Raw genomic sequence first — 19,719 nt, forward strand, 5'->3', positions numbered from 1 at the left:
CCGTTCACGTTGGAACCCAGGAGGGACAGATGCGCGCAACAGTGCTGGAGAACCTCAGGGGCGCACTGCCGGAACAGGACGTTCCGGCCATCGAGAAGTGCGTCACCGAACTGCACGAAGCCCTGCCGCACAAGGACGACCTCAGCCGGAACACCGTCATGGTCGCCTACGGCGGCGGAAAGGACAGCGCGTACGCGGTGGCGTTCGTGCGCGCGGTCCACCTGGCTCTCGCCGAGCGTCACGGGTCCACCTTCAGCCTGCGGGTGGTGACCATGCGGCACGGCGGCATGCCCTACCAGGTGATGCTCAACATCGACCGGACCTATCAGGCGCTGGGTCTGTACGAGGACCCGGACGCGGAGCTGCTGCTGATCGAGCGCGACAGCGTGGTCCCCTTCGACCGGGACCGGAGCATGCCGCACCGTCTGGTCGCCTTCAACCGGACCGACATGCTGATGTCCGGCCATCGCTCCTACGGCGACGGCCGGGCCACGTTCTGCAACGCCTGCAACCTGAACGTGGCCAGTTCGTTCGGCGTCGCCGCCGGCCACGGCACGGGCGTCGACCTGATCATCACGGGTGACTCGCCGCAGGAGCAGCGGGACTACGCCGTCTGGATCCGTCAGCTGTCCCGCGGCGCGGGGCAGAAGCCCGCCGACAGCAAGAAGCGGTTCCAGGGGACGCTGGAGACCCTCGACGGGCTGGCGCAGGCCTACTTCCAGGAGATCCACGGCCTGGGCAACGCCGACCGGGTCAAGGAGCGGGGCGTGACCTCCGATGTCCCCGCGACCCTGGAGTTCTTCTCCATCTACGACTACACCAGCTACGCCTCGGGGGCGCACTGGCGGCTGCTGACGGACTTCCTCGGCTTCGTCTTCGACGAGATCGCCTTCAACTTCACCGAGTCCGACTGTGCCAACCCGGCGCTCATGGCGCACCTTCGGGGCCTGCGGACCGAGCGCGCGTACCAGCGCAGCTACCGCGAAGGCATCGACCAGTACGTGGACTTCGCCCTGGAGCTGATGCGCAAGAAGCACTTCCCGGAGCACCTGGTCGAGGAGATCGCGGCCCGTTACCGTACCGAGGAGGGCGTCGAGCAGATGCGCGAGGCCGCCACCCAATACGGAGCGGACGCCTTCGGGGTGGACACCGAGCAGTTCGTCTGCATGGTGTACTCGCCCTTCGCGGGCCGTGCGGCGAACCTGCACGAGTACCTGGCAGGGGAGTGCGCCGAGCTGCTGCCCGAAGAGGACAGCATCCGCGCCCTGCTGGCGGGCACGGAGAACCGCGACTGGCTCGCCGCGCGTCTGGAGCGCCTGAGCGGGCTGAGCCTGACCGACCTTCGGGCGCTGCACGACGGGCCGCTGTGGTCACCGTTCGCCGACAAGGGCACACAAACGGGGGTCCTCCCCCTGGTCATGGACAGTGACCCGCACAAGAAAATCATCAACGTGAGGCGCGGCCCCGAGGGTGACGAGGTCCTGGACCGAGTCGCCGGCCGCTAGAAGCTGGGGAACAGTGATGACATCCGACGTTTCGCGTCCGGCTGCGGCGGCGGGCCCCGCAGCCGCTCCGTATCTGAATCTGCTCGTGACCATGGTGATGTTCGGCAGCGCGTTCGCCAGCTCCAAGGTGGTCGTCGACGTGATGCCGCACCAGATGGCCGCGGCGCTCCGGTTCGGCGGCGGAGGGGTGCTGCTGATCGTTCTGGCCGCCGTGCTGCGCCGTCAGTCCGCGCCTATCGGACGCACCGCCGCCGTCCGTGCGGGTCTGGTCGGCCTGCTCGGCGTGCTGGCCTACAACTTCTTTTTCTTCTGGGGCCTTTCGCTGGCCCCCGCGCTCGACGGGAGCATCATCGTGCCCGTGCTGAGCCCGATCCTGACCACCGCCACACTGCTGATACTGCGTCGCGAAAAGGCGTCGTGGGCGCGCATCGTGGGCCTGCTCGTCGGCCTGGCCGGCGCGGCGGTCTTCCTGCTCGGCGCGGGCGGAGACACCACGGGGACGAAACGGCTCCTCGGTGACCTCGTCTTCGTCGCGGGGGCGGCGTGCTGGGCCGCGTACAGCATCCTGTCGAAGTCGCTGCTGGCGGGCCTCGCACCGCTGCGGGCAACGGCCTGGGGAACCGCCGTCGGCGGGCTGGGACTTGTGGTGCTGGCGGCGCCGACGGCGGGCGACGTCGCCTGGTCCGCGGTCCCGGGCCCGGCCTGGGCGAACATCGTCTTCCTGGCGGTGGGACCGACCGCGATCGCCTATCTCTTCTACTACCGCGGACTGCGCAGCGTCAGCCCTTCCGCGGCCACGGTCATGATGTTCACGGTGCCGGTGTTCGGCACGTTCTTCTCGACGGTCTTCCTTGGCGAGTCGTTCTCCGGCGTACAGCTGACGGGCACGGTGGTCATGCTCGCCGGAGCCCTGCTGGCCGTCCTGGGGAACACGCTGATCGAGCGCACGAGCGGTCGGCGGCTGCCGGCCGGACGGGCCGGGGAGGCGTCCTGATGGATCTCGGCCTCACCGACCGCACCGCCCTCGTCTGCTCGTCCACGCAAGGCATCGGCGAGGCGATCGCCGCCGCCCTGGCCGCGGAGGGCGCCCGGACCGTCGTCAGCGGCCGGCGCGGCGCACGGGCGAAGGAGATCGCCGCGCGCCTCTCGCACGCCATCGGCGTCGAGAGCGACCTGCTGTCCCCTCACGGCCCGGAGGAACTCTTCCAGGCCACCGTCGACGCCTTCGGCCCGCCCGACGTTCTCGTGCTGAACGGCCCCGGGCCGAAGCCGGGGCAGGCGGCGGACCTCACCGTCGAGGACGTCGACTCCGCGATCGAGACGACCGTGCGGCCGCACATCCGGCTGATCTCACTGGCGCTGCCCGCCATGCGGGCGCGCGGCTGGGGCCGCATTCTCGCCGTGGGCTCCAGTGGTGTCGCCGCTCCCCTGGCCAACCTCGCCCTGTCCAACCTCGGCCGGGCGGGGCTGGCCGGGTACCTCAAGACGCTGGCCACCGAGGTCGCCGCGGACGGCGTGACGGTCAACCTCCTGCTGCCGGGGCGGATCAGGACCGACCGCACCGCGGCGGTCGACGCCGCGAACGCCGCGCGCACGCACCGCACCGTGGCGGAGGTGGAACGCGACTCGGTCGCCTCGATCCCCGCCGGCCGCTACGGCCACCCCGCCGAGTTCGGCGCCACCGCCGCGTTCCTGTGCGGCGCGCCGGCCTCATATGTGACCGGCGTCGCCCTTCGGTGCGACGGCGGCCTCGTACGCGCCCTGTAACGCCTCACTCCCTCCCCCGACTCCCCTCCCCTACCTACGAAGGAAGCCTCACCATGCCCTCCACCCGAGCAGAGGTCACCAGCGCTCTCGCCGAGATGGTCCACGAGATCACCGGGGTCCCCGTCGAAGACGTCCGCGACGACCGGTCCTTCGCCGACGACCTGGACGTCGACTCCCTGGCGATGGTCGAGATCGCCGTCGCCGCCGAGCAGCGCTTCGCCGTCACGATCACGGACGACCAGGTGAAGAACCTCAAAACCGTCGGCGACGCGGTCGACCACATCGTCGGGCACCAGGCCTGACCGCCCTCTGGAGATCTTCGTGAACCACCTCGCACTGCCCCTGCCCGACCCGCAGGCACCGTTGACGACCCTGCGCTGCCAGGCCCTTGCCGGACTCGTCGACCGGATGGCCGTCCAAGACGGCCGCACACGCGCCGCCGGCGGTCCGGCCGACCCGGCGGCCACGCTTGCCCGCATCGCCACCGCGGCGGGCCTGACGGGCCCTGCCGAGCCGTCGGAGCGGGAAGAGATCCGCTATGTGCCCACCCCGGCGGCCCGCGACCGGGTCGGTGCCGACCAGGACGGCACGTGGCCGCAGTCGACGGCCTCCCGCCACCGCAAGGCCCTGCGCCGGACCCGCGGCGCGGTGTTCACCTTCCCCCTGGAGGACCCCGGGGCGGCCGAGGCCGCACTGCAGGTCTTCACCACGGACTGGTCGCCGACGCCGGCCGGCTGCGCCGTGGCCGTGCATCCCGGACACCCGCTGAGTGACGGGCTGCCCGCCGGGCACAAGTCCGCCTTCACGGGCCGCTATTGCCGCCATCCGCTCACCGGGGACCTGCTGCCCGTATGGACCGCGAGCTGGGTCGCGCCGGAGTTCGGGACCGGGGCCGTCCTGGTCAACCCCGGCCACGACGCGACCGACCTGGCCTTCGCCCGCGAGGTCGGCCTGCCCGTACGCTTCGCCCTCCTCCCGGCCGGCCTGGAGGAGGACCCGGAGCACTGGCCGTCGCCTCCGGTGACCGGAGGCGGGCGCGCCGTCAGGACCGGGGCCACCGACGGGTCGGACGCGACCGCGGCCGGGGCGGAGTATCTCCGGACGGCCGCGGCCCGCGGCCTCGCCGCCGAGCGGACCGACATCGGCGCAGGGTCGTTCACCGTGGCCGTCTTCGCCCCCGACGGCCCGCAGACGGTCCACTGGGACCCCCGGCGGCGCACCGTCCCGGACACCGGCAGCGGCGTCCCTTTCCGGGTCGTCCCCTCCGCGGTCCTCGCCGCCGCCGAGCCGGCGGCGCGCCACGCTGACCTGTGCGTCGTCGCGCCGTCCTCGGGCGCCGAGTCGGACCTGCTGGCCCTGCGCCTGCTGCTCGCCGAACCGCACCTGGGACCGTTGCCGCCGCAGGCCCCCGAGGTGGTCCTGGTGGGACCGGTCGCGGGCCGGGCGGACGGCCTCGCACCGGACGTCCTCGAACTGACCGTACTGACCGGCGCCGACCCCCGGGAAACGCTGCCTCTCAAGCCTCAGCAGACCGACACCGCGCAGCGCTTCCTGCGCACCCACGCGGAACTGGTCGAGTCGGCCGAGGAGACACCGGGAGAGGCGGACGAGGCGACGCTGAAGGCCGCCGCCCAGATCAAGTCGGCGCTGCGGAACCGGCACGTCAAGCAGGCGTTCACGCTCCTGTACCGCATGCAGAAGTCCCTGGCGAAGAGCCAGGCGCCGGTCAGCGGCGCCCTCTCCCTCTACGAGGCGCTCACCCACGTCCTCGCAGGGCTGCCCGGCCGGCGGAGCGAGACCCGGCGCGACCGGGCGTGGCAGCTCGTCTGACACGGCCGTGCGGCCTCGGACGAACGCGACGGTGAACCACGGCACGGCCACCACTCGGCGGGGTCTTCGGCGTGCTGGAGCAGATACGGGGAAGTCTCATGGGCCAGGCGGTTCGGCGTGCGGCCGTCCGCTCCTCATGGGGGCCGGTGAGGCGGGAGCGGAGGGAGTTTTCCACAGCCCTGCCGGAATCCGTGCGGACGCGGAACACTGTTGCGTGCGGCGACGATCACCGCTGGAGACTGCTGGAACTGCTGGAGGGGGATGGGCATGCCGGGCTCACTGGCTGCGCTGCGCGAAGGCCACCGGGCGGAAGCGGAAGCGCTGTTGACCAGAACGGTCGAGGAGGAGGTCCGGCGCTCGGGCGGGCGGCTCGACGGGGACACGCTGCTCAGCAGGGCGCGCTCCGCGCTGGAGGAGCTGGCGGGCAGCGCCGCCGAGGAGTACACCGCGTATGTGCGGGCGCTGGACGAGGCGGCCGCCGGCCGGCCGTCGCTGGGCCGGCGGCTGTCCCGCAAGGAGCTGGGGACCCCGGCGGTGGCGACGGCGGTGGCCGCGATGGCGGCGTTCAGCACGGACCTCGCGTACGGCACGGGGCCGGGCCCGGCGCTGGCCGTGGGGGCCTCCGTGGTGCTGGCGGGCGCGACGGCCACGGTCCTGAAGCTGACCGCGGGCCACCTGCCGGCGGCCAGCCAGGAGGCCGGGAAGCGCGGCCGGCCGGGCGGCGCCCAGCAGTTGCGGCTGCAGTGGCTGACGGCCCTGGAGGTGCGGGGCATCCGGCCATTCCTGGACCAGCAGCGGATGCTGACGGCGGCGGCCCGCGGCGGCACGGCGGCCAAGCCGGCTGCCGCGACGGCCGGCCGTGGCCCGCAGTTGCGCGGCGCGGACCGCAGCGCGGCGGCCCGTCAGCGGTCCGTGCTGGAGCACTCGTTCGCCCAACTCCCCCGTCCGGACGGCCCGTTCGCCGGGCGCCGGGCGGAGCTGGCCCAGATCGCGCAGTGGGTGCAGGCGGCCCGTGCCAGCACGGAGACCAAGCCGACCGTGGTGGTGCTGCACGGTGAGCCGGGCTCGGGCCGGACGGCGCTGGCGGTGCGGGCCACCCATCAGCTGCGCGATCAGTTCCGTGGCACGTGCGTGGTGGATCTGCGCAGTGACACCCCCGGCGAGGTGCCGCTGCCGACCCGGGACGCGCTGCTGCATCTGCTCAACCGGCTGGGCGCCCCGCGCGAGCAACTGCTGTTCCGTGAGCGCCCGTCCCAGGAGCAGCACGTCAAGCGGCTCACCGAGCTGTACCACCACCATCTGACCGGCCTGCCGGTGACGGTGCTGCTGGATGACGCCGCCGATCCGGAGCAGGTGCGCGCGCTGGTACCGGAGCGCTCCGACAGCCTGGTGCTGGTCACCTCCCGTACGCCGCTGGAGCTGCCCGAGGACCTCCAGGCCTGGGTGCTCCAGCTGCCGGTGGGGCCGCTGGACACCGCGGGCACCGAAGAGCTGCTGCGGGCCGGCGCCACGGGTGGCACCGAGGCCCCGGCCGCGGCGGGCCCGTATGACGCACAGGCGGTCGAGAAGATCTCCGAGCTGTGCGCGGGGCTGCCGCTGGCGCTGCGGGTGGCGGGCTCCTCGCTCGGGGCGCGCACCGCCACCGAGCTGGCCGCGGACCTGGCCGCCCATGAGGAGCGGTCCCCGGTGGAGCGGGCGCTGTGGCTGCGCTACTCCGACCAGCCGGAGCCGGCCCGGCAGTTGCTGCGCCGACTGGCGCTGGTGGGCCGGGCGAGCCTGGGGGCGGCGGCCTCGGCGGCGCTGCTGGGCGTCGAACGGGCCGAGGCGGAGCGGCAGTTGACGACGCTGGCCCGCGCCGGCCTGATCGAGCACGTCCGCGGCGCGCGCTACCGCCTGCACACCCTGGTGCACCGTTTCGCACACGACCGGCTGGTGGACGAGGAGGAGCCGGGCGAGCGCGGTGCGGCCCAGGAGCGGCTGATCCGCGGCTACGCCGAGCTGGCCGACTCGGTCATCCGGCTGGTCGACGGCCGTACGTCCACCCGTGCCGACCGCTTCGGCTCCCACGGCTTCACGTCCCTGGACGCGGCCCTGCAGTGGCTGGACGACGAGACCAGCTTCATCACGGCCGCACTGCGCCATGCCGATCACGGGGTGGACCAGGCGGCGGTCTCGCATCTGCTGGGCGCGCTGGCCGACTACTGCCTGCTGCGCGGCGACCTCTACCGGCTGGGCGAGCTGAGCGAGCTGACCCGGGCGGCCGGGCAGGGGCCGCTGGTCCGCTCGGTGCAGTGGCGCACGGGTGTGGCGGCCCGGCAGCTCGGCGAGCTGGACCAGGCGCGGACGACCCTGTCGTCGGTGGTCGACCTGTATTTCGAGGCGCAGCATCCGGCGGGCGCCGCCAGTGCGCTGCGCGATCTGGGCATCACCCTCCAGCAACAGGGCAATCTCACCGAGGCCTCGGCCAAGCTCCGTGAGGCGCTGGAGCTGCAGTCCGGCGCGGACATGCACGGCGACCGGGCGTGGACGCTGCACGCCCTGGCGGCGGTGGAGCGGGACCGCGCGCGGCTCGCCGAGGCCGTCGCCATGCTGCGCGAGGCGCTGGAGCTCCACGAGGAGAGCGAGAGCGTGCACGGCCAGGCCTGGGCGCACTTCCAGCTCGGCCAGGTGCATCTGCGGCTGGGCGATGTACCCGCCGCGGAGCGCGCCCTGCAGGCCGCGATGGAGCTCTACGGCCGTACGCACGACGAGCGTGGTGAGGCCTGGGCGATGACGCAGCTGGCGCGCGCCCGGCTGGTGGACGGCGATCCGGGGCCCGCAGTGGACCGGCTGCGGCAGGCGCTGCCGCTGCACCACCAGCACGAGGACGCCCGCGGTGAGGCCTGGACGATGTACTACCTGGGCCAGGCGCTGGAGGAGCGCGGCGAACAGGACGCGGCGCTGCGGCAGCTGGAGCGGTCGCGGACGATGTTCAGCCGGATGCAGGACGCCTACGGTCTCGCCTGCGCCCGGCACCATTCGGGACGGGTCACCCGCGATCTGCGGGCGGAGCAGACCGGCTCGCTGCGCAACAGCGGCTTCGCCCGGCAGCTGCTGCAGGACGCCCGTAAGGACTTCCAGCGGATCGGGGTGCCGCACGGGGAGGCGTGGTCCTGCCTGGAGTTGCTGATCATCGACGCCGGTAACGGCCGGGCGGCGCAGGCGCTGGAGCTGGCCGACGAGGCGGCGCGGCTCTTCGCGGGCTACGGCGACCGGCGTGGCGAGGACTGGGCGCGGTTCCTGCGCTGCACGCTGCTGCCGCTCGCCTCGCCGGGCGGCTCCGTGGTGGGCACCGCCGTCGCCCAGGAGGAGCTGGCGCAGCTGATCCGGGAGAAGCACCCGATGCGCGATTCCAGGCTGGAGGACTGCGCGGAGGCGTTCGCACTGCTGCTGGCCCGCGGGGTGGAGCCGGAGTCGGGGTGGCAGCCATGGCGGCTGGGCATGGTGCCGAACCGCCATGCGCGCGAGGTCATGGGGGTGCTGATCGAACCGGCCGGCACGGAGTGACGGCCGGGCGGACACGCCTCAGGGACGGCGCGCGGTGCGCCGGAGGTGCCGAGTGTGCCGGGCGCACCGCCGCGACCGTGCACCGGCAGCGCCCGACGGCTCCCGGGCCCGGCTCGTCCACCGCTCGGGCCCGGCTCGCCGGCCGCTTGGACCGACGAGCCGCCGGGCCGGTCAGCCGGCCGTGTCCATCGGCCGGCCGTCGACCGCCACCCGGTCTGCGGGGACCCCCGGCCGGGCCGGCCCCGCCCTCAGCTGGTCTTCGGCTCGGTCGCCGGCGCGGCGGCGGAGGCGGTGGTGCCTGCCTCGCCGCCCGTCGGCTGCTCCTCGAAGTCCACCTTCTTCATGTGCTTGTTCATGGACTTCATCAGCAGCCACACGGCACCGCCGATGACCGCGAAGACGATGAAGCCGAGGACGCCGGGGGTCACCTTGTCCTTGTCGAAGCTGTCGGCAAGGGTGACGAAGTGCGTCAGGGCGAGGGTGCTGGTCGCGCTCATCATGGGGTCAATTGTTGCGGATGCCCGCGAAGAGGTCGTCCTCGGGGAGGGAAGTGTCCACGAGCGACTTCGCGAGCTCGTACTCCTCCGTCGGCCAGACCTCGCGCTGGATGTCCATCGGCACCCGGAACCACCCGCCGTCGGGGTCGATCTGGGTGGCGTGGGCGATCAGCGCCTTGTCACGGATCTCGAAGAAGTCGGCGCACGGGACATAGGTGGTCAGCGTGCGCTCCCGCTGCTCGAACTGCTTCCAGCGCTCCAGCCACTCGCCGTAGGGCGACTCCATCCCGCGCTCCAGTAGCGCCTCGTGCAGCGCGACCGTACGGGGGCGGTTGAAGCCCTGGTTGTAGTAGAGCTTCCGGGGCTGCCAGGGCTCACCGGACTCGGGGTACTTCTCCGGGTCGCCGGCCGCCTCGAAGGCCACCATCGTGATCTTGTGGGTCATGATGTGGTCCGGGTGCGGATAGCCGCCGTTCTCGTCGTAGGTCGTGATGACCTGCGGCTTGAACGTCCGGATCAGCCGGACGAGGGGCTCGGCCGCCGCCTCGACGTCCTGCAGCGCGAAGCAGCCCTCGGGCAGCGGCGGCAGCGGGTCGCCCTCGGGCAGCCCGGAGTCGACGAAGCCCAGCCACTCCTGCTTGACGCCCAGGATCTCCCGGGCCTCGTCCATTTCCTTCTTCCGTACCTCGTGGATGTTCTCCTCGATGTACGGGTCGCCCTGGAGTTTGGGGTTGAGGATGGAACCTCGCTCACCGCCTGTGCAGGTGGCGACCAGCACGTCCACCCCCTCGGACACGTACTTGGCCATGGTGGCCGCACCCTTGCTCGACTCGTCGTCGGGGTGGGCGTGAACCGCCATCAATCGCAGCTGCTCAGTCAAGACTCGATCCTCAGTGAAGGGCCGGAGAAGATGCCTCCTATAGTGACCGAAGCGAGGGGGCGCTGTATTCCCAGGGCGGGGACCCCATTCCCAGGGGCGGGCCCCGCGGGGGTTCCTCGCCGAGGGCCCCGTATCCAGGAGGACTGATCATGACCGCGGTGCGCGAAGGGCTCCCCGACGGACGCTACGGCCGCTCCGCGGACGAGCGCGCGGACCGCAAGCTCAAGATCATCGGCGCGGTGCTCGGCGCCGCGCTGCTGGGCGTGATCGGCTGGTCCGGCATCTCGTACATCTCGGGGGAGGACCTCAGCGGCCGCGTGATCGCCTGGGACGCGGTCTCCGACCACGCCGTCAAGGTCCATCTCGAAGTCGTCAAGGACACCGGCGCCAAGGGTGTCTGCACGCTCCGCTCACAGGCCGAGGACGGTTCCGAGGTCGGCCGCAAGGACGTCACCGTCGACCAGCGCTCGGGCCAGGTGGACACCGAGGTCACGCTGCGGACGACGAAGCGGGCGACCAATGCCGTCCTGGTCGGCTGCACGGCGTCCGGCACCGGCTGACCCCACCGCCACCGACGGCCGGCCCTCACGAGCCACCAGCGACCGCCCGCCCCCACGAGCCACCCCACCACCCCACGCCACCCCTCGCCCCACCGGCCCGCGCTCTCACCTACCGTGTCAACCGCACCGCCCGCACCACCGCGGGCCCGAGCCCGCACAGGGCGTGTCGCGACCGCCTCTGAGCAGGGACGATGCTCTGCTGTGCGGTCGCTGTGAATTTCCTCTTCCCCGTTTTGTGCCGGAATTGTTAGGCTCGTGGTTTCGCCCACCCGTGAAGGCGCAAACCTTCCTGGTAGGGCGTTTGATTTATCCCCAGTACCGACGAGGAGCACCTGTGACCCAGACCAGCGAGAACGTCACCTGGCTGACCCAGGAGGCGTATGACCAGCTCAAGGCCGAGCTGGAGCACCTGTCTGGTCCCGCACGCGCCGAGATCACGCAGAAGATCGCCGCGGCCCGCGAGGAAGGTGACCTGAAGGAGAACGCCGGGTACCACGCGGCCAAGGAAGAGCAGGGCAAGCAGGAGGCGCGCGTCCGCCAGCTCACCCAGCTGCTCCAGTCGGCGAAGGTCGGCGAGGCCCCGGCCGCCAACGGCGTCGTCGCTCCCGGCATGGTCGTCACCATCGCGTTCGACGGGGACCCGAACGACACTCTGTCGTTCCTGCTGGCCTCGCGGGAGTACGCGAGCTCGGACATCGAGACCTACTCCCCGCAGTCGCCGCTGGGCACCGGTGTGAACGGCAAGAAGATCGGCGCCGACGCCGAGTACGAGCTCCCCAACGGCAAGAAGGCGTCCGTGAAGATCCTCGACGCCAAGCCGTACAGCGGCTGAGCCCGCGACACCACAGACAGCGAAGCGGCCCGGAGCATCACGCTCCGGGCCGCTTCGTCGTGCCGTACGCGGCCGGATCCGTCCGCACCCGCGAGGCGCGGGCCGTCCCGGCAGCTCAGGCCACTCGGGTCGGTCGGACCGCTCGGCCCCTCAGACCGCGGCCGACCGGTACTTGCGGACGGCCAGCGTCCGGAAGACCGCGATGATCACCAGCGACCAGATCACCGAGGCGATCACCGGGTGCTCCATCGGCCAGGCACCGGTCACCGACTTCGGCACCGTGGTGATGGTGTTGCCGAACAGCTCCCGGGCGGCGGCCACCGTCGCACTGAACGGGTTCCACTCCGCGACATGCTGCAGGAACGTCGGCATGCCGTTGACCGGCACGAACGCGTTCGAGATGAAGGTCAGCGGGAAGAGCCAGATCAGCCCGCCCGAGGTGGCCGCCTCCGGCGTCCGCACCGAGAGGCCGATGAGCGCGCCGATCCAGGAGAAGGCGTAGCCGAGCAGGAGCAGCAGACCGAAGCCGGCCAGCACCTCGACGATGCTCTCGTGGGTGCGCCAGCCGATCAGCAGTGCGACCACCGCCAGCACCACCAGCGTCAGCGCGGTCTGCACGAGGTCGGCGAGGGTCCGTCCGGTGAGCACCGCGCCGCGGGACATCGGCAGCGACCGGAACCGGTCGATCAGGCCCTTGTGCATGTCGTCGGCGATCCCCGCGCCGGCGCCGGCCGTGGCGAAGGTGACCGTCTGCGCGAAGATCCCCGCCATCAGGAACTCGTGATACGCCTGGGCGTTCCCCACCGGGGCGCCGGGGATGTTGATGGATCCGCCGAAGACATACGTGAACAGCACCACGAACATGATCGGCTGGATGAGCCCGAAGATCACCACTTCGGGAATGCGCAGCATCCGGATCAGATTGCGCTTGGCGACCACCAGGGAGTCGCGTACGGACCGGCCGACGCCGCTGCGCGCCCGGGGGGTCCGGACGGGGGCGCCGCCGGCCGCTTCGCTCACCGTGGTCACTTCACGCCCTCCTTGTCTATCGTCACGTCCGGGTCCAGGGCGTTGGCCGCCGTCCCCGCCTTGCGGCGCTTCTTCTGCCTCCCGACGGCGCCGTCGCTCCGGCCGGCGTCCGCGCCGTCCGCCGCGTCGCCGCCCGCGCCGTTGCCGTCCTCGGCCTCCGCGGCATGGCCGGTGAGCGAGATGAACACGTCGTCGAGGGTCGGGCGGCGCAGCCCGATGTCGTCGATCTCCACGCCGCGCAGGTCCAGTTCGCGGATGACCTCGGCGAGCAGCTTGGCGCCGCCGGTCACCGGGATCGTGAGCTTGCGGGTGTGCGGTTCGACGGCGACCTCGCCCTTGCCGAAGCCGCGCAGGACCTCGTCGGCGACGGTGAGGTGCTCGGGGGCGTGCACCACGACCTCGACGCGTTCGCCGCCGGTGCGTGCCTTGAGCTGGTCGGAGGTGCCGCGGGCGATGACCTTGCCGTGGTCGACGACGCAGATGTCGTGGGCGAGGCGGTCGGCCTCCTCCAGATACTGCGTGGTGAGCAGCAGGGTCGTGCCGCCGGCGACCAGCTCCTGGATGACGTCCCACAGACCTTGGCGGTTACGGGGGTCCAGGCCGGTGGTCGGCTCGTCCATGAACATCACGGGTGGGCTGACGACCAGTGCGGCGGCGAGGTCGAGCCGGCGGCGCATACCGCCGGAGTAGGTCTTGGCGGTGCGGTCCGCGGCGTCGCCGAGATGGAAGCGTTCCAGCAGTTCATCGGCTCGCCGCTTGGCGTCGCGTCCGCTCATCTGGTAGAGCTGCCCGACCATCATGAGGTTCTCGCGGCCGGTCAAGTACTCGTCCACGGCGGCGAATTGGCCGGAGAGGCCTATGGAGCGCCGCACTTCGTCGGGGTGGGCGAGTACGTCGATCCCGGCGACCACCGCCTTGCCGCGGTCGGGCTGGAGCAGGGTCGTCAGGACCCGTACGGCGGTGGTCTTGCCGGCACCGTTGGGGCCGAGCATTCCGAGGACTGTTCCTTCGGGGACGTCGAGGTCGACGCCGTCCAGTGCCCTCACATCGCCGAAGGTCTTGACCAGGCCTTCGGCGTAAATGGCGCCTGGCATAGGGGTACTCCCATGGCTTGGGTCAGTTCCAGGTCGAATATTACGGTTGGCGGCCTATGCCTGCTCTGCGGCATTCGTCCGCAACGGAACGCCATGACGCACCGGCACCCCGCAGCCGCGAGGCTACGCCCGAACGCGATACATCGCGACTCGTTTTCCTCGGGGGGCGCGCACGACGGAAGGGAACAGAGGTTCGCGAACGCGTGTGGGGCGCCACCGTATACCCGCCACACCCCGTGGCCCCATCCCCGTGCAGCAACTCCCGCGGCGGGTTCACTCCGCGACCGCGTACCCCGCCTCGCGCAGCGCCGCCCGCAGCTCATCGCAGTGCACCGGCCCCTTGGTCTCCAGCTGCAACTCCACCTCGACCTCGGTCAGACCGAGCCGCGGATCCGTCCGCACATGCCCCACGTCGAGGACGTTCGCATCGGCCACCGACAGCACCCCCAGCAGCGTCGCCAGCGCCCCCGGCCGGTCCGTCAGCCGCAGCCGCAGCGAGAGATAGCGCCCGCCGGCGGCCATCCCGTGCCGCAGGATGCGCTGCATCAGCAGCGGATCGACATTGCCTCCGGACAGCACCGCGACCACCGGCCCCTCGAAGGACGCCGGGTCGGCCAGCAGCGCCGCCACCGGGCTCGCCCCGGCCGGCTCCACCACCAGCTTCGCCCGCTCCAGGCACAGCAGCAGCGCACTGGAGAGCTGGTCCTCGGTGACCGTACGGACCTCGTCCACCAGCTCCTCGACCAGCCCGAAGGTCACCTCGCCGGGCCGCCCGACCTTGATGCCGTCCGCCATCGTCGACAGCCCCTCGACCGACACCGGACGCCCGGCCGCCAGCGACGGCGGATAGCAGGCGGCGCCCGCCGCCTGCACCCCGACGACCCGCACGTCCGGCCGCAGCGCCTTCACCGACACCGCGATCCCGGCCACCAGCCCGCCGCCGCCGACCCCGACGACGATGGTCCGCACCTCCGGGCACTGTTCGAGGATCTCCAGCCCGACCGTGCCCTGCCCGGCGATGATGTCGTGGTGGTCGAAGGGGTGGATGAAGACCGCGCCGGTCTCGCGGGCGCAGTCCTGGGCGGCGGCCAGCGTCTCGTCCACGACATGCCCCTCAAGCCGCACCTCCGCCCCGTATTCACGGGTCGCCGCGACCTTCGGCAACGGGGCGCCGACCGGCATGAACACCGTCGAGCGCACCCCCAGCAGGGACGCCGCCAGCGCCACCCCCTGCGCGTGGTTGCCGGCGCTCGCGGCCACCACACCGGCCGCCCGCTCCTGCACCGACAGCCCGGCGATCCGTACGTACGCACCGCGGATCTTGAAGGAGCCGGTGCGCTGGAGGTTCTCGCACTTCAGGTGCACCGGCGCGCCGACCAGCCCGGAAAGATAGCGGCTGCCCTCCATCGCGGTGGCCCGGGAGACACCGGAGAGCATCTTGTGCGCCGCCCGGATGTCGTCGACCGTGACCGCGGCCGCCGGACCCCCGGCGGAGCGGGCGGACGCGGCGGTCCCGTGTGGGGGACGCGGCGTGTGGTCGGCCATGTCGCCAGTCTGGCAGTTCGTCCGCCGACGGGCCTTTTCTGCCCATGGGGCGATCAGGTCCGGGGCGGGCGGCGACACGGCCGGACCCCCGCGGGCGAAAGGGGTTACGGGGCGTTATCGGAATGGACGGACAGGTACGCTCCGCGCCGGGTCCGCGTACGCTGTCCTCTCATCCATACGCACTTCCATCGAAGCGAGCTCCCGGCCATGCCCACCTCTTCGGACATGACGACCCACACCGACTCCGCTCTCCTCGACGCGCTGCAGCACCAAGTGGCCGTCTTCGCCCGCCGCGCAGAACAGAGCCGGCTCGGCGGCGTCGGGCAGGCGCGCAACTCCATGGACCGCGCCGCGTATCTGCTGCTCAACCGCCTCGACCAGGAAGGCCCGATGGGCGTCAAGGCCCTGGCCGCCGGTATGGGCATCGACTCCTCGACGGTCACCCGGCAGGTCGCCCCGCTGGTCGACTCCGGTCTGGTCAGCCGCGCCACCCACCCCGAGGACGGCCGCGCCGTGGTGCTCCAGCTGTCCGAGCGCGGGCGCGCCCGTCTGGACGAGGTGCGCACCTCGCGCCGTGCGCTGATGGCCCTGGTGACGGAGCAGTGGTCCGAGGAGGAGCGCGCCGCCTTCACCACCCTCCTGACCCGCTTCAACGCCTCCCTCTGCGACATCACCGCGTCCTTGACGCCTCCTGGCCCGACGTCCTGACGACGGCGCACACCGGGTGAACCGACCCCGCCGCACCCGGACCGGACCCCGCCGCACGACTGCCCTGCCCGTCACGCCTCTTGACGGCCCCGCCGCACTGCCGTGCCATAGGGGCCCAGGAGATCGGGTGCCCGTCATCCGGGAGGCGCGGTGCGAGAGCGGCGGACGGCGCAGGAGCGCCACCACACCCAGGAGTTCGAGCGCTTCGTGGCGGGCGCGGCGGGCCGGCTGCTGCACACCGCCACCCTGCTGACCGGCGAGCCCGCTTCCCGGCCCGCCCCGGCCGCCGAGGAGTTGCTGCTGCGCGCGCTGTCGCGGACCTACGCCGTCTGGAACCGGCTGCGCGACGACGATCCGTACGAGCACACCCGCCGGGAGCTGGCCGCCTGCTTCGCGCACACCGCCCGGCGCCACCGCCGGCCGCGCGGCGGGCTCCTGGACCGGCTGTCCCCACGGGAGCGGCTGGTCCTCGTCCTGCGGCTCCACGAGGACGTGGCCGAGGAACAGACCGCGGCCCAACTCGGCCTGCCCGCCGAGCGGGTGCACGCCCTGTGTCTGCACGCCGTCGCGGAGCTGCGCAGCCGCCGCCCGGGAGCGGAGCCGGCCCCGGCAACGGATTCCGCAGGCACCCGGCCTTCAAGATCGGCACCGCGTCCCACAACGGATTCCGCACCCGCCCGGCCCTCCACAACGGCACCGGATCACGCGACGGATTCCGTAACGGACTCCCCGCCGGGCCACGCACCGGGCTCCGAATCGACCGCCCCATGAGCCTCCCCGACCGCAAGGAGACCGAGGTACGGCGGATGCTGGCCGGGCCGTATCCGCCCGTACCGGCCGATCTTGCGGCCCGCGCCACGGCCCGCGGCCGCCGTCTGGTGGTCCGCCGCAGACGCGCGCGCCACCTCGGACGGCTGCTCCTGGTCCTCGCGCTGGCGGCACTGGCCTGGGCGGTCACCACCCAGCCCTGGCTGCCCGCACCGGCCCACACCACCCCTCACGTGGAGGGGTGGTGAGCGGCCGGCCCGTTGGGCGTTCCGTCAGCCGAGCGCCTGCGCGAGGTCCGCCAGCAGGTCGTCGACGGACTCGATGCCGACCGAGAGGCGCACGAGGTCGGCGGGGACCTCCAGCAGCGACCCGGCCGTCGAGGCGTGCGTCATCCGCCCCGGGTGCTCGATCAGCGACTCGACACCGCCCAGCGACTCACCGAGGGTGAACAGCTTGGCCCGGTTGCAGACCTCCACGGCCTCCTGCTCGCCGCCCGCGACCCGGAACGACACCATGCCGCCGTAGGACCGCATCTGCTTGGTGGCCACCTCGTGGCCCGGGTGCTCGGCCAGCCCGGGGTAGTAGACCTGGGTCACCTTGTTGTGGGAGCTCAGCAGCTCCGCGATGCGTTCCGCATTGGCGCTGTGCCGGTCCATACGGACGGCCAGCGTCTTGATGCCGCGCATGACCAGCCAGGCGTCGAAGGGCCCGGAGACCGCGCCCATCGCGTTCTGGTGGTAGGCGAGTTCCTCACCGAGGGTGTCGTCGCCCACGACCAGGGCACCGCCGACCACGTCCGAGTGGCCGCCCATGTACTTGGTCGTGGAGTAGACCACCACGTCGGCGCCGAGGGCCAGCGGCTGCTGGAGGTAGGGGCTGGCGAAGGTGTTGTCGACAACGAGCTTGACCCCGGCGTCCTGGGCGACCGCGGCGAGCGCCGAGATGTCGCTGATGCCGAGCAGCGGGTTGCTGGGCGTCTCCACCCAGATCGCCTTCGTACGGGGCCGCAGCGCGGCGCGTACGGCCTGCGGGTCGGAGGTGTCGGCCACCGACCACTCCACGCCCCAGCGCTCGACGACCTTGGAGATGAGACGGAACGTGCCGCCGTAGGCGTCATTGGGGATGACGACGTGGTCGCCGGGGGTCAGCAGGGTGCGCAGCAGGCAGTCCTCGGCGGCGAGGCCGGAGGCGAAGGCGAGGCCGCGGCGGCCGCCGTCCAGGGCTGCGAGATTCTCTTCCAGGGCGGTACGGGTCGGGTTGGCGCTGCGGCTGTACTCGTAGCCGCCGCGGAGCCCGCCCACGCCGTCCTGCTTGTAGGTGGATACCTGGTAGATGGGAGGTACCACCGCGCCGGTCGCCTCGTCAGGCTCCTGACCTGCGTGGATGGCAAGGGTTTCGAAATGCTGGTGGCGCTCTTCGCGCTGATCGCTCATGCCTGCCGAGGGTAGTCGTCCGCGCAACCGAACTTTCCGGAACTTTCTGGTTGGCTGGATAGTGGATACCTACGAGGACCCGCACACCGGTTCCCGCCGTCCGCCCGCCGCACACCGCCCGCCGACCCCTCCGCCCGCTTCTCCGCCCCGCTCGCTTCCAGGCAGCCGTTACAAGAATTTCAGGTACAGGACACCTTCCATGGACGCTCTGCTGGTTCTTTTCGCCGCGCTCGCGCTCGGCGGCCTCGTCTTCCTGCCCTGGATGCGGCGCCGACGGGCCGTCCAGCACACCCGGCAGGGCCTGGTGGTGGCCGCCGACCCGATGGCCGGCTACGGCTTCGTACCGCTGGAGGAACTGGACGTACGGCTGCCCGGCCCGGACCGGGAACTGGCCGACGCGCTCGCCGAGATGCGGCGCACACATGACTGGCGTCCGGCTGCCGAGCTGCTGAAGTCCACCGGCGACGACTGGGAGCGCCGCTGGCAGCGGGTGCAGACGCTGGCCGGCGCGGCCGCCTTCGAGCTGGCCGCGGAGGAGGCGTCGGAGCAGCAGCGGCACGGCGCGGCCCCCGGGTACGGCGACGGCGGGCGCACCGGCGGGATCTGGCTGCGCACCTGGCGCTCGGAGGCGCCCAAGGACCCCGGCGGCGCCCAGACGCACGCCCAGTTCCTCGTCGTCCAGGCCCTGCGCGACCCGGGCTCCCAGGACTTCCGCATGATCCTTGAGGAGGCCCGTACGGTCTGCCGGGAAGCGGCGCTCCTGGCCCCCGGCAGCCCGATCCCGTACATCACCGAGCTGGCGGTCGCCCGCGGTCTGCACGACCGCGCCGCCGACTACGAGGAGCTCTGGTCCAAGGTCGCCCAGCGCGCCCCGCAGCACATGGGCGCCCACCTCGCCGCGCTCCCCTACTGGTCGCAGAAGTGGCACGGCTCCCGCGAACAGGCCGAGGCCTTCGCCGAGCGCGCCGCGTCCACCGCCCCGGCCAAGACCCTGCTCCCGGCCCTCCCCCTCTTCGCGGTCTACGAGCACCTCCCCGAGGCCAACATGGTCCGCAGCCTGTACCAGAGCGCGGTCGTCGAGCGCGCCATCGAGGGCGCCCACTTCGCCCTCCGCGAGGCCCCCGCCGACCACCCCATGGCCCCGCACGTCCGCCATCTCCTGGTCTGGTTCCTGGTCCGCGCCGAGCGCTACCCCGAGGCCATGGAACAACTCCGCCTGGTGGACGGCCACGTAGGCACCGTCCCCTGGTCCTACGGCCGCAGCCCCGCCGCCGAATACGCCGCCTACCGCGCCCTGGCCATTGCCGGCTGGGAACAACTCGGGGGGACGGCTACGGGGTTTGCGCCGGAGGGAGGCTGAGGACGGGTACCGTCCGCCTCCCGCTCCGCGCGGGACGGTGACTCCTCACGGCGACACCTGATGCGCGCGAAGGCGATTCCTGATTTACGCGAAAGGGTGGACGCCCGTTCGACTTTCCTTGACTCCGAGCGCGAAACATCGAGGTATAGCGCCTTAAGTCATCCCATGTCGACAGCAAATGGATGGCGTCAGGTGCCTCAAAGGACAATCACCGAGCGGGAACCGCCGGCGTGACAGTGCCCGTCTCAGCGTAGGAACTGTTCGCACACGGGGGGGTGCCTCTATGTCTTTCGTCAAGCGAGGCGTGGGGTTCGGGGTTCGTAGAAGGTGCTGTCGCGGAGCATCGCGAAGAGCACGTTGATCCG

The 19,719-nt window shown here is 72.0% G+C and carries 18 protein-coding genes and 1 pseudogene; 12 read left to right on the top strand and 7 right to left on the bottom strand.

The genetic code is table 11. The features are described from left to right. The first annotated feature begins 29 nt into the window (after positions 1-29). The 5 genes from ACFW5B_RS20910 to ACFW5B_RS20930 are packed head-to-tail and all read left to right on the top strand — an operon-like array spanning position 30 to position 5,102. Complete coding sequence (locus tag ACFW5B_RS20910; protein ID WP_386441437.1) at positions 30-1,505, top strand: PqqD family protein; 1,476 nt, start codon at positions 30-32, stop codon at positions 1,503-1,505. Between the two features lie 16 nt (positions 1,506-1,521). Beyond that, positions 1,522-2,499, top strand: a complete 978-nt coding sequence (locus tag ACFW5B_RS20915) for a DMT family transporter (protein ID WP_386441441.1) — start codon at positions 1,522-1,524, stop codon at positions 2,497-2,499. Beyond that, the gene (locus tag ACFW5B_RS20920; RefSeq protein WP_386441446.1) at positions 2,499-3,272 is read left to right on the top strand and encodes an SDR family oxidoreductase; all 774 of its coding nucleotides are present in this window, start codon (positions 2,499-2,501) and stop codon (positions 3,270-3,272) included. The genes ACFW5B_RS20915 and ACFW5B_RS20920 overlap by 1 nt, the downstream gene beginning before the upstream one ends. Before the next feature lie 53 nt (positions 3,273-3,325). Then, positions 3,326-3,574 (top strand): acyl carrier protein, encoded by a 249-nt coding sequence (locus ACFW5B_RS20925; RefSeq protein WP_386441451.1) that lies wholly within the window; start codon positions 3,326-3,328, stop codon positions 3,572-3,574. A 19-nt stretch (positions 3,575-3,593) separates the two neighbouring features. Beyond that, on the top strand, positions 3,594-5,102 hold the full coding sequence (locus ACFW5B_RS20930; protein WP_386441455.1) for a hypothetical protein: 1,509 nt from the start codon (positions 3,594-3,596) through the stop codon (positions 5,100-5,102). A 44-nt stretch (positions 5,103-5,146) separates the two neighbouring features. On the opposite strand, the pseudogene ACFW5B_RS20935 reads toward ACFW5B_RS20930, so the two are convergent. After that, positions 5,147-5,209 (bottom strand): annotated as a pseudogene (locus tag ACFW5B_RS20935) (thymidylate kinase); the annotation flags it as partial. Positions 5,210-5,369: 160 nt separating this feature from the next. Between ACFW5B_RS20935 and ACFW5B_RS20940 the strand changes: the two are divergent. Continuing rightward, positions 5,370-8,648, top strand: a complete 3,279-nt coding sequence (locus tag ACFW5B_RS20940) for a tetratricopeptide repeat protein (RefSeq protein WP_386441460.1) — start codon at positions 5,370-5,372, stop codon at positions 8,646-8,648. A 248-nt stretch (positions 8,649-8,896) separates the two neighbouring features. On the opposite strand, the gene ACFW5B_RS20945 is transcribed toward ACFW5B_RS20940, so the two are convergent. Next, positions 8,897-9,148 (bottom strand): hypothetical protein, encoded by a 252-nt coding sequence (locus tag ACFW5B_RS20945; protein ID WP_386441463.1) that lies wholly within the window; start codon positions 9,146-9,148, stop codon positions 8,897-8,899. A 4-nt stretch (positions 9,149-9,152) separates the two neighbouring features. Next, positions 9,153-10,025 (bottom strand): mycothiol conjugate amidase Mca, encoded by an 873-nt coding sequence (gene mca, locus ACFW5B_RS20950; RefSeq protein ID WP_386441466.1) that lies wholly within the window; start codon positions 10,023-10,025, stop codon positions 9,153-9,155. Positions 10,026-10,174: 149 nt separating this feature from the next. Between mca and ACFW5B_RS20955 the strand changes: the two genes are divergently transcribed. Both ACFW5B_RS20955 and greA read left to right on the top strand, forming a co-directional pair. Then, positions 10,175-10,585, top strand: a complete 411-nt coding sequence (locus ACFW5B_RS20955; RefSeq protein ID WP_386441469.1) for a DUF4307 domain-containing protein — start codon at positions 10,175-10,177, stop codon at positions 10,583-10,585. A 334-nt stretch (positions 10,586-10,919) separates the two neighbouring features. Continuing rightward, positions 10,920-11,417 carry a transcription elongation factor GreA gene (gene greA, locus ACFW5B_RS20960; protein WP_386441472.1) on the top strand — a complete coding sequence of 166 codons (498 nt, stop codon included), beginning with the start codon at positions 10,920-10,922 and terminating at the stop codon, positions 11,415-11,417. A gap of 150 nt (positions 11,418-11,567) precedes the next feature. On the opposite strand, the gene ACFW5B_RS20965 is transcribed toward greA, so the two are convergent. The 3 genes from ACFW5B_RS20965 to ilvA form a co-directional block, all read right to left on the bottom strand. Continuing rightward, positions 11,568-12,446, bottom strand: a complete 879-nt coding sequence (locus ACFW5B_RS20965; protein ID WP_386441475.1) for an ABC transporter permease — start codon at positions 12,444-12,446, stop codon at positions 11,568-11,570. Continuing rightward, positions 12,443-13,540 (bottom strand): ATP-binding cassette domain-containing protein, encoded by a 1,098-nt coding sequence (locus ACFW5B_RS20970; protein WP_386441478.1) that lies wholly within the window; start codon positions 13,538-13,540, stop codon positions 12,443-12,445. The genes ACFW5B_RS20965 and ACFW5B_RS20970 overlap by 4 nt, the downstream gene beginning before the upstream one ends. Positions 13,541-13,813: 273 nt before the next feature. Beyond that, the gene (ilvA, locus tag ACFW5B_RS20975) at positions 13,814-15,085 is read right to left on the bottom strand and encodes a threonine ammonia-lyase (RefSeq protein WP_386441481.1); all 1,272 of its coding nucleotides are present in this window, start codon (positions 15,083-15,085) and stop codon (positions 13,814-13,816) included. 207 nt (positions 15,086-15,292) lie between these two features. Between ilvA and ACFW5B_RS20980 the strand changes: the two genes are divergently transcribed. From ACFW5B_RS20980 to ACFW5B_RS20990, 3 genes are all read left to right on the top strand, one after another. Next, on the top strand, positions 15,293-15,793 hold the full coding sequence (locus ACFW5B_RS20980; protein WP_386441484.1) for a MarR family winged helix-turn-helix transcriptional regulator: 501 nt from the start codon (positions 15,293-15,295) through the stop codon (positions 15,791-15,793). Between the two features lie 150 nt (positions 15,794-15,943). Then, a complete protein-coding gene (locus tag ACFW5B_RS20985; protein WP_386441487.1) occupies positions 15,944-16,564 on the top strand; it encodes a sigma factor-like helix-turn-helix DNA-binding protein in 621 nt (206 codons plus the stop codon). After that, positions 16,561-16,809: a hypothetical protein gene (locus ACFW5B_RS20990; RefSeq protein ID WP_386441490.1), complete on the top strand. Its 249-nt coding sequence runs from the start codon at positions 16,561-16,563 to the stop codon at positions 16,807-16,809. Before ACFW5B_RS20985 ends, ACFW5B_RS20990 begins: the two co-directional genes overlap by 4 nt. Positions 16,810-16,833: 24 nt before the next feature. Here ACFW5B_RS20990 and ACFW5B_RS20995 read toward each other — a convergent pair whose 3' ends face one another. Continuing rightward, positions 16,834-17,994, bottom strand: a complete 1,161-nt coding sequence (locus ACFW5B_RS20995; protein ID WP_386441493.1) for a cystathionine gamma-synthase — start codon at positions 17,992-17,994, stop codon at positions 16,834-16,836. Between the two features lie 199 nt (positions 17,995-18,193). Between ACFW5B_RS20995 and ACFW5B_RS21000 the strand changes: the two genes are divergently transcribed. Next, complete coding sequence (locus ACFW5B_RS21000) at positions 18,194-19,354, top strand: hypothetical protein (protein ID WP_386441495.1); 1,161 nt, start codon at positions 18,194-18,196, stop codon at positions 19,352-19,354. Positions 19,355-19,719: the final 365 nt, after the last annotated feature.

The sequence above is a fragment of the Streptomyces sp. NPDC058773 genome (assembly GCF_042746015.1).
GTDB lineage: Bacteria > Actinomycetota > Actinomycetes > Streptomycetales > Streptomycetaceae > Streptomyces.

Bases quoted from the DNA above. Each gene is read 5' to 3' on its own strand.
- ACFW5B_RS20910 (WP_386441437.1), top strand. From the start codon at position 30: ATGCGCGCAACAGTGCTGGAGAACCTCAGGGGCGCACTGCCGGAACAG.
- ACFW5B_RS20915 (WP_386441441.1), top strand. From the start codon at position 1,522: ATGACATCCGACGTTTCGCGTCCGGCTGCGGCGGCGGGCCCCGCAGCC.
- ACFW5B_RS20920 (WP_386441446.1), top strand. From the start codon at position 2,499: ATGGATCTCGGCCTCACCGACCGCACCGCCCTCGTCTGCTCGTCCACG.
- ACFW5B_RS20925 (WP_386441451.1), top strand. From the start codon at position 3,326: ATGCCCTCCACCCGAGCAGAGGTCACCAGCGCTCTCGCCGAGATGGTC.
- ACFW5B_RS20940 (WP_386441460.1), top strand. From the start codon at position 5,370: ATGCCGGGCTCACTGGCTGCGCTGCGCGAAGGCCACCGGGCGGAAGCG.
- ACFW5B_RS20945 (WP_386441463.1), bottom strand. From the start codon at position 9,148: ATGATGAGCGCGACCAGCACCCTCGCCCTGACGCACTTCGTCACCCTT.
- ACFW5B_RS20955 (WP_386441469.1), top strand. From the start codon at position 10,175: ATGACCGCGGTGCGCGAAGGGCTCCCCGACGGACGCTACGGCCGCTCC.
- ACFW5B_RS20970 (WP_386441478.1), bottom strand. From the start codon at position 13,540: ATGCCAGGCGCCATTTACGCCGAAGGCCTGGTCAAGACCTTCGGCGAT.
- ilvA (WP_386441481.1), bottom strand. From the start codon at position 15,085: ATGGCCGACCACACGCCGCGTCCCCCACACGGGACCGCCGCGTCCGCC.
- ACFW5B_RS20980 (WP_386441484.1), top strand. From the start codon at position 15,293: ATGCCCACCTCTTCGGACATGACGACCCACACCGACTCCGCTCTCCTC.
- ACFW5B_RS20990 (WP_386441490.1), top strand. From the start codon at position 16,561: ATGAGCCTCCCCGACCGCAAGGAGACCGAGGTACGGCGGATGCTGGCC.
- ACFW5B_RS20995 (WP_386441493.1), bottom strand. From the start codon at position 17,994: ATGAGCGATCAGCGCGAAGAGCGCCACCAGCATTTCGAAACCCTTGCC.
- ACFW5B_RS21000 (WP_386441495.1), top strand. From the start codon at position 18,194: ATGGACGCTCTGCTGGTTCTTTTCGCCGCGCTCGCGCTCGGCGGCCTC.